We start from the raw sequence: 15,280 nt of genomic DNA on the forward strand, positions 1-15,280 counted from the left end.
GTCGTCTACAACAACCTTAATCTCGGCTAAAAAGCTTTACATAAAATTTTGTGGTTCATTATCAATTGTCAGGCGTAAATCTTTATTGTCCCGATTTTGTGTCCAGTCCAAGACTTGATTTAGCGTCGCCTGCAGCTTGTCCTCAAAGCGATATTTGAGAAGAATCTGATAATGATAGAGATTGTGGGTACGGGCAATGGGCTTCGGCGTTGGACCCAGGATTTGCACTTTTTCTGACAGACCGCTTCGCAGAATATCCATAACCTCATAAGCTTTTCGCACTGCTGTCTCTTCGTCCTTGTGCGACAGGGTTAGACCGACCGTAAAGTAATAAGGCGGATAACCTAGCTGCCGGCGGATTCCCATTTCATAAGCATAAAAGCCCTCGTAATCCTGCTGCTTGGCAAACTCAATGGCATAATGATGAGGATTATAGGACTGGATAAAGACCTGACCAGCCTTTTCAGCCCGACCAGCACGGCCGGCCACCTGAGTCAGCAGCTGGAAGGTTCGTTCTGAAGAGCGAAAGTCCGGCAGATTGAGAGCAGTATCCGCATTGAGTACACCAACTAGCGTCACGTTTGGAAAATCCAGCCCCTTAGCAATCATCTGAGTGCCTAAGAGAATATCTGCCTGTCCCTGACCAAAGCTTTCTAAAATGGCTTCATGGCTGCCTTTCTTACGGGTCGTATCTACATCCATCCGCAAAATGCGAGCCTGTGGAAAGAGCTGAACCAACTCATCATAAGCTTTCTGTGTCCCAGTACCATAATAGCGAATGCTGCGGCTGGCACAGTTAGGACAACTCTGAGGAATGTTCTTAGTAAAACCACAGTAGTGGCAGTTCATGGTCTTGGTGTCCATATGCAGGGTCAAAGAAATATCACAGTTAGGACAGCTATCAACGGCCCCACATTCCCGACACATGACAAAGCTGGAATACCCCCGCCTATTAAGCATGAGAACCGTCTGCTCTCCCTTATCCAGACGATCTTGAATAGCATCTAGCAGGACTGGCGTGAAATTACTGGCTTCATGCTGACCGATATAATCCCGAAAATCCACCACTTCCACTTGAGGAATCTGCGCCAGCGGATTTGCGCGCTTGCTGAGCAGCTGAAAATCATAGACTCCACGGCTTGCTCGGGCACGGCTCTCCAAGCTCGGAGTTGCCGACCCCAGCACTAAGACAGCTTGATTGTACTGAGCTCGCAGGAGAGCCACCTCTCTGGCATGATAGCGAGGATTGGAATCCTGCTTGTAGGAGGATTCATGCTCTTCATCAATGATGATGGCTCCAATATTTGTCAGCGGAGCAAAAATAGCTGAACGCGCGCCGACAACGACCTGAGCAGCTCCTCGCTCCACCTTGCGCCATTCATCATATTTCTCACCGTCAGACAGACCTGAATGCAAAATTGCAACTTGGTCGCCAAATCTAGAAATAAAGCGATCGGTTACCTGCGGAGTCAGAGAAATCTCTGGAACCAGCATGATAGCGGTCTTTCCCTGAGCCAGTGCCTCTGCGATGACCTGCAGGTAAACTTCAGTCTTCCCACTGCCCGTGACCCCTTCTAAGAGGACTGGCTGAGAATGACTCTGACCAATTTTCTGAGTGATTGCCGCAACTGCTGCGGCTTGTTCATCGTTTAAGGTCAGACTTTGCTTCTGCCGCTCCTTTTGGAAATAAGCAGCAGAACGGCTAACTTCTCTATCTTCAATGCTAATTAGATTTTCTTTGATAAAGTAATTAATAATATCCCGCGAAAAGTTTTCTCGCAAATCAGCCAAGAGCTGGCTGTCCTGCTGCTCCAGCAAGACTTCTTTTAATTCTTGTTTTTTCTTAGCTTGTCGGGGAAGGTCATGATTTTGCAGAGCGGCATGATTGACCTGATACCATTTCTCAGTCTTAATATGCTTCTTGTCCGTCGCCTGATACTCCAGTCGAATGCGGCCAGTCTGGGTCAGTCGCATCAGCTTGGCCTGACTTTTCTTGTCCAAATCAGAAAAGCGAAGACTAGCCTCTTGACCAAAGATAGCTGACCGTTCCTCAACATTCAGCAGCTCCGTCGGATAGAGTAGTTTATCATAGCTGGAGTTGAGAAGACTAGGCAGCATGGCCTTTAAAAGGGAAATCTTATAAGAAAAGACTGACTTGCGCAACTCATCCGCCAGCCAGAGCTGTTCCTGGTTCAAGACGGGCCTGAAATCAAGGACTTCCGCAATTTCCTTCAGCTCTTCTTGGCCTCCCGTCTCATCAAAGCCAACCACAATCCCCTGAATCAGGCGATTTCCCTGCCCAAAAGGGACATGGACTCGCATGCCAGCTGCTAGCATTCCAGCAAACTCTTCTGGAATAACATAGCTATAGGGCTTGTCCGTCTGCATCAGAGGAACATCCACAATAATCTTTGCTAGCTTCACATTCTCACCCCACTTTCCTAAACGTCATTACAGAAAAAATAAGATTGAGCATCCCCAACCTTAAATCTTCTCACCTTCTTCTTTTTCTTTAGCGATTTGCTCTTTAATCTTGCGCTCTTCTTCTTCTTTACGCAGACGCTCTTCTTCTGCCCGACGGCGAACTGCCTCGCGCTTGCCTTCTGGATCTGGATGGATAACGACATTGCCGGATTCAATTTCTTCCAAAGCACGAAGAGTGGATTTGACAGACTTGAATTCCTGCGTAGCGGGAGCTCCAGCTTCAAGCTCATGAGCGCGCTTAGCTTCTAAAATAACCAAGGAATATTTTGACGGAACCTTGTCCAGCAAAGTGTCAATAGACGGTTTTAACATCATAATTTTCTACCTAATTTCTAACTTTCTATCGAATAATCGTTTCATTTTTTGGAAGCATGTCCTGATAACGGCCGATAACACGGTCTACTCGGAAATGCTCTGCTTCAATCACGCGCTTGACACGGTCGGCAGCCAGCGGCACCTGATCATTGACAATGGCATAATCATACTCGCGCATGAGGGCAATTTCTTCTTTGGCCTTTTCAATGCGCTGGGCGATAATCTCCGCACTGTCTGTCCCACGTCCGACCAAGCGGTCTTTAAGTTCTTCTAAGTCTGGAGGAGTCAAAAAAATAAAGACGGCATCTGGAACTTTTTTCTTGACTTGTAAAGCTCCCTGAACCTCAATCTCTAGGAAGACATCAATACCTTTATCCAGCGTTTCATTGACATAAGTCAGAGGCGTCCCGTAGTAGTTTCCTACATACTCTGCATACTCCAGCATCTGGCCCTGGCGAATCAACTCTTCAAACTCCTCGCGAGTGCGGAAGAAATAGTCAACTCCATCCACTTCACCTGGACGCTGAGGACGAGTCGTCATGGATACCGAGTACTGGAATTGGTTATCAGTGCTTTCAAAAATTTCTCGTCTAACAGTCCCTTTTCCTACACCAGAGGGACCAGAAAAGACGATTAGTAAGCCTCGTTCCGTCATCATGTCTCCTTCACAGTCTTTCTATCTAGTGTAACAAAATTAGGCTGATATTTCAAGGGGATAGGAAGAAATGTATGTGTCTAGAGTTTTGAAAAGATAGGAAAATAAGCAAGCAATCATACGGAAAACAAAATAGACCAGCAGAACATTCAAGAAAAAAGCAATCTGTTACCAGACTGCATTTCTTCTTTATTTTGCGTAGTCAACGGCCCGCATCTCACGGATAACCGTCACCTTGATATTGCCTGGATATTCCAAGTTGTTTTCGATTTTTTCACGAACATCGTGAGCCAAAATCGTAATCTTGTCATCCTTAATCTTATCCGGCTGAACCATAATCCGGATTTCCCGGCCGGCTTGTAAAGCAAAGCTGTTCTTGACACCCTTGAAGCTATTAGCGATTTCTTCCAAATCTTGGAGACGCTTGATATAGCTTTCCAGAGATTCACTACGAGCACCTGGCCGAGCGGCACTGAGAGCGTCTGCTGCAGCTACAATAACAGCAATGACACTTTCTGCTTCCACATCCCCGTGGTGGCTGGCAATCGTATTAACAACGATTGGATGCTCCTTGTACTTACGAGCTAGTTCTGTCCCGATTTCCACGTGGCTGCCTTCAACCTCACGGTCGATAGACTTGCCAATATCATGGAGGAATCCAGCACGGCGGGCTAAATTGGCATTTTCACCAAGCTCGCCAGCGATGATACCAGAAAGTTTGGCAACCTCAATAGAGTGCCGAAGGACATTCTGACCATAAGAAGTACGGAACTGCAAGCGACCCATGATTTTCATCAGATCAGGATGCAGGTTAGGTGCTCCGATTTCATAAGCTGCGGCTTCCCCGTACTCACGGATGCGATTATCAATTTCCAGACGGTTCTTCTCAACCAACTCCTCAATGCGGGCTGGATGAATACGACCATCTTTCAAGAGTGCTTCCATGGTCATACGAGCGATTTCACGGCGAATCGGATCAAAACCTGAGAGAGTAACAACCTCTGGCGTATCATCAATGATGACATCAATACCAGTCAGACTTTCAAAAGTCCGAATATTGCGACCTTCCCGGCCAATAATCCGCCCCTTCATACTGTCATCTGGCAGATGCACCGTTGAGTTGGTCTGCTCAGCGACATAATCACCGGCAATACGCTGCATGGCTTGGACCAAGATATTCTTGGCAACCTTATCAGACCGCTCTTTGATATCTTGCTCAGCATCCCGAATCCTAGTCGCAATCTCTTTAGAAAGCTTGTCTTCGGTCTGCGTCAAAATAATATCACGCGCTTCTGTCTGCGATAGCGAAGCAACTCGCTCCAGCTCTGCTGCCTTCTGCTTTTCAAGTTCCGCTACTTGTTCTTCACGCGCATCAATGTGTTTAGATTTATCTGAGAGACTTTGTTCTTTTTGCTCCAAAGCCTTTTCTTTGTTGCTTAAATTATCGTCTTTGCGGTCAAGGGTAGAAGCGCGCTCTGTCAAGCGGCTTTCGATTTGTTTCAACTCTTGACGTTCAGACTTAAATTCTGCATCAACTTGTTCACGATATTTTCTGGCTTCTTCTTTTGCCTCCAAAAGTGCTTCTTTTTTAAGCGAACTTGTTTCCCGCTTGGCTTCTTTGATAATCAAATCAGCTTCACGTTCAGCTTGTCCGCGTAAATTGGTTGCTTCTTGTTCAGCATTTAAAAGAGTAAGCTCTGCAGCTTCTTTAGATGATTTCATCTTAGCCGAGACACTTACATATCCAATCACTAAACCAATGATGGCAGCAAAAACAGACATAATTATAGGAAATAGGTCCATGTTTTTACTCCAAATCTATTTAATTGTTGAATTCAAAATTCCATACTATTCTATCACAAATCTAAAAAATTCACAAACCTATTTTTTGAAATTCAAGAAAGCTTTTGTCCAATTTTTAGAGACAAAATCTTCAAAGTTTGTAGAACCCTTAGCACCAAAACTTTTTCAAGGCATAAGCAAGATTGTTCAAATTTTTCATTTTTCTAAAACTTAAACTTTATTCCCAAATAAAAATTTTTTATGCTATAATCAGAGAAGAAAATGTGTATATGAGACAGGCTTTTTCTTCGCTAACAAGACAAACCTATGGCTTGATATCACTAGAAAAACCTTCTCGCACTTGCTACATTGTAAAGGAGAAACCATGTCTAAAGAAGTTATCGTTGAAAGCTTTGAGCTAGATCACACCATTGTCAAAGCGCCTTATGTTCGTCTCATCGGAGAGGAAACCGGCCCTAAAGGAGACATCATTTCCAATTTTGATATCCGTTTGGTTCAGCCTAATGAAGATTCAATCCCAACTGCTGGTCTGCATACCATCGAGCATTTGCTGGCCATGCTGATTCGCAAGCGCATTGATGGTATGATTGACTGCTCACCTTTTGGCTGCCGCACTGGTTTTCATATGATTATGTGGGGCCAACACAGTTCCAATCAGATTGCTCAAGTCATCAAATCCTGTCTAGAAGAAATCGCTGAGTCAACTAGCTGGGAAGATGTCCCTGGAACAACCATTGAATCCTGCGGAAACTACAAGGATCACAGCCTTTTCTCAGCCAAAGAATGGGCCAAGCTTATTCTCAGCCAAGGAATCTCAGATGATGCCTTTGAACGCCATGTGATTTAAAAAAGTTCTCGAAATCGAGAACTTTTTTTGTGCATGTATAATGAAATCCATCAACAGACTAGAAATCGAGCGAGTCAGCATAACCCGGACCATTTCCGACGAAGTATCCAGTCTTACAGTTGATACTGAAGAGATAGGTGCCGTCTGGTTTGAAGAGGTTGTAGTAGCCGTTTCCTTTGATAATATTAACGCGTTCCAGAATATAGTTGTCTCCAGAAATGTAGCCGCGCTCACGAGAAGTTTGCAAAATCTTCTCCAGAACACCAGGATTGAATGTCCAAGCTGGATTGTTGACGTCATCAATAGCTGCTTGGTTATAAGGGACACGACTGAGGTCTCTCTGCAGATTTACTCCATTGCTAGGAAGACCATAGCCAGAGTAAGAGTTAGAAACTCCTGAACCAGAAGCAGATGCACTTGAACCGCCATTTGTACCTGCACCCGTCCCTCCTTGATCAGTAGCAGGAGCTGGAGTTGGTACCTGTTGGCCGCGTCCTTGGGCAATTGCTGCCTTTAGAACTTCATCTAACTTGGCATTGCCACTTGATACATCTGAGAAGGTCGCATTTGTATTAGCCTTGGCTTCCTTGTTCAAGACACCGTCAGTAATCGCTCCGCCGTCAAACTGTGAATTGACACTTTGGATAGCCGAAATCTGCTTGACCAAGGAATCATACTTGCTCTTGGCTGCATCATAGTCTTTGCTGCCTTTTAGCTTTTCAAGTAAGGTTTTTAATTTTTCCAAGTCACCAAATTTACTGTTTTTGACAGCAGTCTGATTGCTATCTGTGAAGAATGCAGCATACTCATCATTAAAGGATTTCAGATCCTTGGCAGTATTATCAGAGCTAGACGAAGACGAGCTCTTTTTACTGGACTGCGATGTTGAAGAGCTGGAGCTTGTAACGGTCTTGTGCCCCCAATTATGCCCCAGAGCAAAGTAAAGCCCTGTGCCCGCTACAGCAATCCCTAAAAGTCCTAAAACTGGATAAAGGAAAGCTTTTTTCTTGTAGAAAGGTGTCTTAGGAACCTGTAATTCCTTCTCATCAAGCGGTTCTGGAATAGGACCGTAAGATGTCTTTTGAACGGGAGCAGCAGGAACCGCATCTTCCTGCTCTGAGCGTTGACTGCGAGAACCTAAGGGATTTGGAGCTGCTTCTGGCTCACTTGCTGTCTCAGTGGCTGTCAACTGAGCTGCTGGAATCTCCTGTTCACTTTCAACCTCTTGCCGTCTTTCTTTGATGAAGTCGGTCAAATCAGAAGATGCTTGCTTAGCCTGAGCCGTTTCCTGCTCCTGCAGCTTTCTGATTTTCTGGGTTTCAAATTTTCCAGCTTCGATTTCCTGACGGTGCTGCTTGATATACTTATCCAGCACATTGTCGCTTTCATTCACACCGGCTTCCAGCTCCTCTTTCTTACGAGTGGCTTGGCCGACTGTCATTTCCTTGGCCTCTTCAAAATCAAGGACCGACTCTTTCTTTTCTTCTTCCGGTGAGTAGTTTTCTTCTTTCGTCACGGCAAATCCTTTCTAATCTAACTGACGTTTGACCCGCTGGCCAAAATACTGATATAAATCAACTTTTAAAGTTCCATTATAGAGTTTGCGTTTTTTGTCGGTCTGACTGCCATATTTGCTTTCAAAAGCTTCATCGCTAGTCAGGATAAACTTGCTCCAGGTTTTGAGCGGAGCAAAGGTTTCTCCCATCTCCTGATAAAGACGAGTCACAGCCTCATCATCTAGGAGGCGCTCCCCGTATGGCGGATTAGAGATAATCACACCATTGATCTTATCTGTATGCAAATCTTGCAGACGCATCTGCTTAAAGTGAACCTGCTCTGCAACTCCTGCTTGCTCAGCGTTTTTTCGAGCTAGCTCTACCATACGGCCATCGATATCCGAGCCAGAAATATCAAGCTGGATGGTCTGATCAATCTGACTGAGTGCAGTTGAGCGAGCCTGTGCAACCAGATCTTTATCAACCCAATTCCAGTCTTCAAAGGCAAAAGAACGATGAAGTCCCGGCGCTATCTTCATCCCTATCATGGCTGCCTCGATACAAAAGGTACCAGATCCGCAAGTCGGGTCTATCAAAGGCTTATCCGGATACCAATTGGACAGGAGCAAAATAGCTGCTGCCATATTTTCCTTGATCGGTGCACCGCCTTTATCAGCCCGATAACCACGTTTGAAGAGGCTGGACCCTGTCGTATCAATCATGACTGTCGCTACATCTTTTAGGATAGAAACTTCTATCCTAAACTCAGCTCCATTTTCCTGCAGGGGGACCCCTTCCGGACGTGCATAATGCTTCTGCAGCTTCTTGACAACTGCCTTTTTAGAAATAGCCTGAACACTAGGCTCATTGTGAAGTTTTGACTTGACACATTTGGCCTTGGCAATAGGAAATTTAGCTCCCAGCGGTAGATAATTCTCCCAATCCAGAGCAAAAACTCCTTGAAAGAGCTCTTCGAAAGTCTTAGTTGGAAAACTGCCAACTACAATCTTAATCCGATCGGCCGCGCGCAGCCAGAGATTGGTTTGAATAATGGTACTGACATCACCATCGAAGCGAACCCGGCCATTTTCGACCTGACAATCAAGTCCCAGATCTCTGATTTCACGGCCGACGACAGCTTCCAGTCCTGCTGCTGCGGTCGCAATTAAATTAAATTTTTCTTTCATCTCAGCTTTTTAAATGGATTCCAATCTATACAAACAAAGGGAGTGAGACAAAAATCGTGATTTCGTCACATCGATTTTCCTCACTCTCCCTTTTTAAATTTTGGGCTGAGAAGGTTTCGCTGCCATTTATCAGCTAGCTCATTACTTGAAATGTCCATCAGACAAATGAAGCAACAGTTAGTTGAACTTGGCAAAGAATAGAGCGCTCAGCCACTCTCTTGCTATTCTATTATAAAATTTAAAGAGGACAGGACTTGACGTCCCAGCCTCAGCCTATATGCAATTTTCTGTAAGCCATGTTTTGTTCCGGAAATGACTAGGTACCATTTCCTTCGATAATCATCTGTCTACTGTTTCCAGTCAGAGTGCTATGTTCGCTTCCACGCACTCCATGCCCCGACCAAAGTTTGGGTTGCTAGCTTGAGGGGTTTACCGCGTTCCACTTCTTCCGTTTCCGAAAGAACTACGTCACTGTGGCACTTTCAGACCTAATCAGACATATCCAAAGACTTAGCCCTTTCAGTCGCCGTAACGGAAAAATCCGTCCCTAGGCTTATTTCTTCGCCTAGCACAAACACTACCGGCATCACAGCCAGTGCTAGCATGGACTTTCCTCATGAAAATCTAAAATTTCCACGCGATTATCCAAAAATTGCACTGTTCTATAAGAACCATTATTCACGATCCAAAATTTGTTTCCCGAATACTTCCTTTTCAAGACGGTTCAAGCGCTTCAAGATATCAAAATTAGTCGCAGAAGTCATCTGTGGGAAGCTTTCCACAGATGACTGAGTCGCTTGTGTTGATTGGACAGGCTGAGTCGGCTGAACCGGTGCTTTTTCAACCGGCTTCGCAGCTAACTCTTCCTTGAGACGGCGATTTTCCTCACGCAGCTCCTTTACCAAGGCTGCATATGTCTCATAATCCTTGATAATATCGTCCAAAAACTCATCCACTTCGGACTTGCTGTAGCCGCGTACTTCGCGTTTAAAATCCTGATCAAAAATATCTTTTGCTGTAAAAATAATACTTGCCATCTTCTCTCTCCAATCTAGTTTGTCATATTCAATTATAAACAAAATGCACTATAAAAATCAAGATTTATCATCTAATTTCCCGAAAAATTTTCAGCCACTTCATTCAGGTCATCAAATGTTAATTTTTTGATAAAATATTGTTCTTGTTTTTTCATTTCTTGGTAAAGATATTTCAATTTTGTCTCCTGTTCTTCATCGTAAAAGAGGTAAGCTCCGTCTGTATTTTGAATGACGAATTGATTGTAATCACGAAACTGACTGGGATTTTGGTAGGTAGGATAAGCATACTTGACAAAATCGGTCTGCTTAAAAGCAGCTAATTTTGCTTGATTGGCTTCGTTCCAATTTTCACCTTGATTCTCAAAGAGAAAGATGGTTGCCGTCTGAAATTCATAGTCCTTTTTCAAGTCGTTGGCTAGCTCCAAAACCCAAGACTCAAAGCCCAGATTACCCATAAAAACCAGCCAATCTACTCCATCTTCCAAAAAACGGATTAAGTCCCTTTTAGCGGCTTCTTTTATGATGTTTATTCTCATATCTTTTTCCGTCGAAATGCCGATTTCAAAGGCTTTGTAGCCTGTTATTAATAGACTGGTCATTTATTCTCCCTTAAAAAAGTTTTTTGTGGTATAATAGAGTGATGCTATTGTACCAATAAGGAGTTTTATGGTCAACTATCCGCATAAGCTAAAGGCAAAAAGCAGTATCAATAGGCCAGTTCCCGGCATGATTAACTTTGCCAATCGTGGGATGTCTTTTGAAAAGATGATCAACGAATCCAACAGCTACTATCTAAGCAGAGGACTCGCTGTCATCCATAAAAAGCCTACCCCCATTCAGATTGTCAAGGTTGATTATCCGCACCGTAGCCGAGCCAAGATTGTAGAGGCTTACTTTCGGCAAGCTTCCACAACAGACTATTCTGGTGTCTACAAGGGCCATTATATTGACTTTGAAGCCAAGGAAACCCGACAGAAAAAATCGATGCCCATGAAAAATTTTCATTCGCATCAGATTGAGCACATGGAGGCAGTCCTTGAGCAAAAGGGCATCTGCTTTGTCTTACTGCATTTTTCCAGCTTAAGGGAGACTTACCTGCTTCCCGCTTCTTATTTAATTGAGTTTTACAAGATCGACAAGGGAGGGAAGTCCATGCCTCTAACTTACATTCAAGAGCATGGTTATCCGATTGAAATGCAACAGCTTCCCAGCATCCCTTATCTTGAAATTATCGAACAAAAACTACTAGGTGGTATTATAAATGAATAAACAAACTCTTATGCAGGCTTTGAAATATCTTGCAAGTGCACTTATAACCCTGCTTATGATTGGATTCGTGATTGGCTGTTTGGTATTTACCTACTATGCGGTCAAGGCTCCTAAGCTTTCTGAAAAAGACCTAATCGCGACCACATCCAGTAAGATTTTTGACAGCAATAACAATTTGATTGCAGACCTAGGCGCTGAAAAGCGGGTCAATGCTGAAACAAGTGAAATTCCTACGGATTTGGTCAACGCCATTGTCGCCATTGAAGACCATCGCTTCTTTAATCACCGCGGGGTAGACTTTATTCGGATTGCAGGTGCCCTTGTTAGCAACATCCGCGGAGGTCGCCAAGGGGGATCAACTCTGACCCAGCAATTGATTAAGCTGTCCTATTTCTCAACCTCTTCTTCGGATGCGACTCTTTCACGTAAAATCCAAGAAGCTTGGCTGGCCGCACAGCTTGAGCGTAAAGCGACCAAGCAGCAAATATTGACCTATTATGTCAATAAAGTCTACATGTCCAACAGTAACTACGGTATGCAAACAGCAGCCCGAAGCTACTATGGCAAGGACCTAAAAGACTTGAGCTTACACCAAACAGCTCTACTGGCAGGTATGCCTCAGGCACCTAACCAATATGACCCTTACACTCACCCAGAGGCTGCGACCAACCGCCGTAATCTGGTACTTCGTGAGATGCATGATCTCAAGTACATCACAGATGAGCAGTATGAACAAGCTAAGAATACCCCTGTAACCGATGGACTTCAAAGCTTGAAAGCTTCCACTAGCTATCCTGCTTACATGGATAATTATCTTAAGGAAGTAATTGAACAAGTAGAAGAAGAGACTGGCTACAATGTCCTGACAACTGGTATGGAAGTCTATACAAATGTCAACACTGATGCCCAAAAGAAACTCTGGGATATTTACAACACAGGAGACTATGTAGCTTATCCAGATGACGAAATGCAGGTTGCGTCCACTGTTATGGATGTGCAAACTGGTAAAGTCATTGCCCAGCTCGGTTCTCGTAACCAATCTACCAACGTATCCTTTGGTACCAACCAAGCTGTTGAAACCAACCGTGATTTCGGTTCAACAATGAAGCCAATCACCGATTATGCTCCAGCTCTGGAAAATGAAGTCTATACTTCGACAGCTGCTCCTATCACGGATGCTCCATATAACTTCCCGTATTCCAGCACACCAGTCTACAACTGGGATAAGAAATATTATGGCGGGATGACGATTCAATACGCTATTCAGGAATCCCGTAACGTTCCTGCCGTGAAAACGCTGGAAGCCGTTGGTTTGGATGAGTCCCTCAAGTTCCTAAATCGTATTGGGATTAACTATCCTGAAATGTTCTATGTTAATGCCTTTTCAAGTAATACCAGCAAATCCGGCAACGAATACGGAGCCAGCAGTGAAAAAATGGCTGCTGCCTATGCTGCTTTTGCCAATGGTGGTACTTACTACAAGCCTCAGTATGTCAATCGCGTTGTCTTCAGTGACGGAACGGAGAAGACCTTCTCCAACAATGGTTCCAAGGCTATGAAGGAAACGACAGCCTACATGATGACCGACATGATGAAAACAGTCTTGCAGTCTGGTACAGGTACAAATGCTGCAATTTCTGGGGTTTATCAGGCCGGTAAGACCGGAACCTCCAACTATGCTGACGACGAATTAGCCAAGCTGACCAAGCCTTACTACTACTCTAGCATTGTCACACCAGACGAGCTCTTCGTTGGTTACACGCCTAAGTATTCAATGGCTGTTTGGACCGGCTACTCTAACCGCCTGACACCAATCCTTGATGACGGGGTTAAGGTTGCAACAGATGTCTACCGCGAAATGATGCTTTACCTAGCTCAAGACGGCTCTGCTTCAGAAGATTGGGAAATGCCGGATGGTCTCTACCGCAGTGGCTCTTATGTCTATCTCAATAGTGGTACTGGCTATAACCGTTACTACAATAACCAGCAGTATTATAACTATTCTAGCTATAGCAGTTACAGTACAGAAGCTAGCTCTGACACATCAGCTTCCAGTGAGCATTCTGGCGATTCAAACAATAGCTCTTCTAGCCACAATGACTCATCTTCTGGTGATGGTGGAAATGACTAGAGAGACGAAGATTAGAATACAAACTAAAAGAGTAAGAATTTTTCATTCTTACTCTTTTCTTACTCTCTCATCAAAGCTTACTTTGCCAAAGCCCCCATGGGATCCCAAGGAGCCAAGACAATAGGCTCTGCTTCATAAGCAGCTAATTCTGCTGCTGTCAGAAATTCTTTACGAACGACGATTTGATAGGTATATTCGTCCATCCAAGCGTCAGAGGCTACGAAATACCCCTTGTTACCAACCTTTTCACCCCAAGAGTTTTCGACCTTCCATTTCTTAGCCTTGCCATTCTCATCTAAGTCTACCCCTGTCAAGACCATGGCGTGGGTCATGAGGCTTTCGCTATAGTCCAAGCGACCAGCCTTGTCCTGAGTTAGTTGAATATCCATGCTAGCAGAGAAATCGTGCATCCCTTCTGCCATAACACCGGCCTTACGATTGCTAGACTGAGCAACATCCGAGCCAAACCAAACGGTCTCACCAGCCTGCATTTGCGCAATAGCCAGCTCTTTTAGCCGATCCATTTCAACATTCAAATAACGGACTGGCTTGCTGCCAACGACATTTCCCAACATCTCGACTGTATAGGACCGACCATAAGGCTTGTCTGCAGTCGGCGCATTGATGATAGAAACATAGTCATCTAGCTTAAGATTGACATATTTTTGATAAAAGGTCTGTGGTGTCAATCCTCTCTCACTATGGAAATGATTATCCTTATCTCGATAAGAAAAGTCAAACTGGAGAGGTGGCAAGCCTAAATTCATAGCTAGGAAGTTAAAGACTTCTTGGAGGAGCTCTTCTTTCTTAGCCTGAAGTTCTGCCAAGTCTGCTCCTTCTACCACTAATTCTCGCAAAATCTGCGCATCCTGGCGCAAGAGCTTATTGAGAATCTGATTGAGCTCGCGACTGTCACTGGAAGAGATTGACTCTGGATAGACGGACTTAGGCACGACGCCGTATTTCTCAAAAAGCGCCACGACCATATCCCATTGACCACCATCCTGCTGAGGCGTATCTAAGAGAAACTTGACCTTACGGCTAGTCAATTCTTGGTCAGCCGTCGCAATCACCTGCTCTAAGAACCAGTTGGATTTTTCATATTTATCCCAAAAGAAGGTATGGGCTTGAGATAGCTCAAAATCCTCCAGTTGGAAACCAGCAATCACCTTGTGGCGGAAGGTATTAAGAGCTGCAAACATCCAACAGCGCCCTGAAGCTTTCTGGTCACTGACCTTATCTTTCGTGAGATCTAGTGAAAAAACTGGTGTATTTTCCACGGCAGCGCTTCGCTTCTCCAAAGAAGTCAAAAGGCCATTGTGACTGATAGCATTTTCCATTGCTGCAAACTTGGGATTGGCCTCATAAGCAGCATACAGCTTATCTGTAAAATTTTGTTCTAACGAATGCATAGAATCCTCCTTGTCATTATACATCTATTATAGAACTTTAAAAAAGGAGCGCAAGTAAAAAGGCTGGACAAGAGAGTCCTAGCCTTTTTCTAAATCGGATTTTAGGATTCCATAGACGGAAAAATCTTTGACTTGTCCTTTATGAAATACAGCCTGACGGAAAGTGCCTTCGTAGCTCATGCCAGCTTTGGCCATGACACGCCCAGAAGCTGCATTGGCTGTTACAAATCTTGCTGTGACACGATTGAAACCTGCGTCTTGCAAGAGGTTGTTCAAAACAGCTTTCAAAGCTTCTGTCATCAATCCTTGTCCCCAATAGTCTTTACTTAAAATATAACCGACCTCGCAAGCATTGACTGCCTCATCCATGTCCACCACACTGATGTCCCCAATGACAGAATCAGGTTTTTCCTTCAGGCAGATGGCCCACTTGTAAAAATCCATGTTTTGATAATTCTCAACCCAGCGAGCAATAGACTGTCGGGTGACTTCAGGACTCTTATGAGCATCCCAGGTCACATGCAGCAAATTATCCCGACGAGAAGCCCAGTTGTCATACATAGCTTGTGCATCCGTTTCCAGAAAAGGTCTTAGCAAAAGACGTTTGGTTTCAATGGACTGTGTACCTATCTTTTTCATAGCTT

At 44.4% G+C, this 15,280-nt stretch carries 13 protein-coding genes and 1 other RNA gene; 3 read left to right on the forward strand and 11 right to left on the reverse strand.

Annotation, left to right across the window (positions count from 1 at the left end):
• Positions 1–36 precede the first annotated feature (36 nt).
• From D8886_RS07865 to D8886_RS07880, 4 genes are all read right to left on the reverse strand, one after another.
• A complete protein-coding gene (locus D8886_RS07865; protein WP_125434973.1) occupies positions 37–2,424 on the reverse strand; it encodes a primosomal protein N' in 2,388 nt (795 codons plus the stop codon).
• A 60-nt stretch (positions 2,425–2,484) separates the two neighbouring features.
• Positions 2,485–2,799, reverse strand: coding sequence for a DNA-directed RNA polymerase subunit omega (gene rpoZ / locus D8886_RS07870; protein WP_002893503.1), 315 nt, complete (start codon positions 2,797–2,799; stop codon positions 2,485–2,487).
• Positions 2,800–2,824: 25 nt separating this feature from the next.
• Positions 2,825–3,457, reverse strand: a complete 633-nt coding sequence (gene gmk / locus D8886_RS07875; RefSeq protein ID WP_002893505.1) for a guanylate kinase — start codon at positions 3,455–3,457, stop codon at positions 2,825–2,827.
• Between the two features lie 186 nt (positions 3,458–3,643).
• Positions 3,644–5,257 (reverse strand): ribonuclease Y, encoded by a 1,614-nt coding sequence (locus D8886_RS07880; protein ID WP_125434975.1) that lies wholly within the window; start codon positions 5,255–5,257, stop codon positions 3,644–3,646.
• Positions 5,258–5,621: 364 nt separating this feature from the next.
• On the opposite strand from D8886_RS07880, the gene D8886_RS07890 reads away from it, so the two are divergent.
• On the forward strand, positions 5,622–6,104 hold the full coding sequence (locus D8886_RS07890) for an S-ribosylhomocysteine lyase (protein ID WP_002927480.1): 483 nt from the start codon (positions 5,622–5,624) through the stop codon (positions 6,102–6,104).
• A gap of 58 nt (positions 6,105–6,162) precedes the next feature.
• Here D8886_RS07890 and D8886_RS07895 read toward each other — a convergent pair whose 3' ends face one another.
• The 5 genes from D8886_RS07895 to D8886_RS07920 form a co-directional block, all read right to left on the reverse strand.
• Positions 6,163–7,620 (reverse strand): cell division site-positioning protein MapZ family protein, encoded by a 1,458-nt coding sequence (locus D8886_RS07895; RefSeq protein WP_125434979.1) that lies wholly within the window; start codon positions 7,618–7,620, stop codon positions 6,163–6,165.
• Between the two features lie 12 nt (positions 7,621–7,632).
• Positions 7,633–8,787: a THUMP domain-containing class I SAM-dependent RNA methyltransferase gene (locus D8886_RS07900; RefSeq protein ID WP_125434981.1), complete on the reverse strand. Its 1,155-nt coding sequence runs from the start codon at positions 8,785–8,787 to the stop codon at positions 7,633–7,635.
• A 285-nt stretch (positions 8,788–9,072) separates the two neighbouring features.
• An RNA gene (rnpB, locus tag D8886_RS07910) (RNase P RNA component class B) lies at positions 9,073–9,440 on the reverse strand.
• A gap of 21 nt (positions 9,441–9,461) precedes the next feature.
• Positions 9,462–9,824, reverse strand: coding sequence for a cell division regulator GpsB (gpsB, locus tag D8886_RS07915; RefSeq protein ID WP_125434983.1), 363 nt, complete (start codon positions 9,822–9,824; stop codon positions 9,462–9,464).
• A 71-nt stretch (positions 9,825–9,895) separates the two neighbouring features.
• Positions 9,896–10,423 carry an SLOG family protein gene (locus D8886_RS07920; protein ID WP_002903279.1) on the reverse strand — a complete coding sequence of 176 codons (528 nt, stop codon included), beginning with the start codon at positions 10,421–10,423 and terminating at the stop codon, positions 9,896–9,898.
• 67 nt (positions 10,424–10,490) lie between these two features.
• On the opposite strand from D8886_RS07920, the gene recU reads away from it, so the two are divergent.
• Together recU and pbp1a are read left to right on the forward strand one after the other, a co-directional pair.
• Positions 10,491–11,093, forward strand: coding sequence for a Holliday junction resolvase RecU (recU, locus tag D8886_RS07925; protein WP_002911298.1), 603 nt, complete (start codon positions 10,491–10,493; stop codon positions 11,091–11,093).
• Positions 11,086–13,224, forward strand: a complete 2,139-nt coding sequence (gene pbp1a / locus D8886_RS07930) for a penicillin-binding protein PBP1A (protein ID WP_072074484.1) — start codon at positions 11,086–11,088, stop codon at positions 13,222–13,224. The genes recU and pbp1a overlap by 8 nt, the downstream gene beginning before the upstream one ends.
• Positions 13,225–13,301: 77 nt before the next feature.
• Here pbp1a and pepC read toward each other — a convergent pair whose 3' ends face one another.
• Positions 13,302–14,636: an aminopeptidase C gene (gene pepC / locus D8886_RS07935; protein ID WP_125434985.1), complete on the reverse strand. Its 1,335-nt coding sequence runs from the start codon at positions 14,634–14,636 to the stop codon at positions 13,302–13,304.
• Positions 14,637–14,714: 78 nt separating this feature from the next.
• Positions 14,715–15,275, reverse strand: a complete 561-nt coding sequence (locus D8886_RS07940) for a GNAT family N-acetyltransferase (protein ID WP_125434987.1) — start codon at positions 15,273–15,275, stop codon at positions 14,715–14,717.
• Positions 15,276–15,280 lie beyond the last annotated feature (5 nt).

The organism is Streptococcus sanguinis (assembly GCF_003943655.1).
GTDB lineage: Bacteria > Bacillota > Bacilli > Lactobacillales > Streptococcaceae > Streptococcus > Streptococcus sanguinis_F.

What these genes read in the sequence shown, in the direction of transcription:
- rpoZ (WP_002893503.1), bottom strand. Translation starts at nt 2,799, where the DNA reads ATGATGTTAAAACCGTCTATTGACACTTTGCTGGACAAGGTTCCGTCA.
- gmk (WP_002893505.1), bottom strand. Translation starts at nt 3,457, where the DNA reads ATGATGACGGAACGAGGCTTACTAATCGTCTTTTCTGGTCCCTCTGGT.
- D8886_RS07880 (WP_125434975.1), bottom strand. Translation starts at nt 5,257, where the DNA reads ATGGACCTATTTCCTATAATTATGTCTGTTTTTGCTGCCATCATTGGT.
- D8886_RS07890 (WP_002927480.1), top strand. Translation starts at nt 5,622, where the DNA reads ATGTCTAAAGAAGTTATCGTTGAAAGCTTTGAGCTAGATCACACCATT.
- D8886_RS07900 (WP_125434981.1), bottom strand. Translation starts at nt 8,787, where the DNA reads ATGAAAGAAAAATTTAATTTAATTGCGACCGCAGCAGCAGGACTGGAA.
- gpsB (WP_125434983.1), bottom strand. Translation starts at nt 9,824, where the DNA reads ATGGCAAGTATTATTTTTACAGCAAAAGATATTTTTGATCAGGATTTT.
- D8886_RS07920 (WP_002903279.1), bottom strand. Translation starts at nt 10,423, where the DNA reads ATGACCAGTCTATTAATAACAGGCTACAAAGCCTTTGAAATCGGCATT.
- recU (WP_002911298.1), top strand. Translation starts at nt 10,491, where the DNA reads ATGGTCAACTATCCGCATAAGCTAAAGGCAAAAAGCAGTATCAATAGG.
- pbp1a (WP_072074484.1), top strand. Translation starts at nt 11,086, where the DNA reads ATGAATAAACAAACTCTTATGCAGGCTTTGAAATATCTTGCAAGTGCA.
- pepC (WP_125434985.1), bottom strand. Translation starts at nt 14,636, where the DNA reads ATGCATTCGTTAGAACAAAATTTTACAGATAAGCTGTATGCTGCTTAT.
- D8886_RS07940 (WP_125434987.1), bottom strand. Translation starts at nt 15,275, where the DNA reads ATGAAAAAGATAGGTACACAGTCCATTGAAACCAAACGTCTTTTGCTA.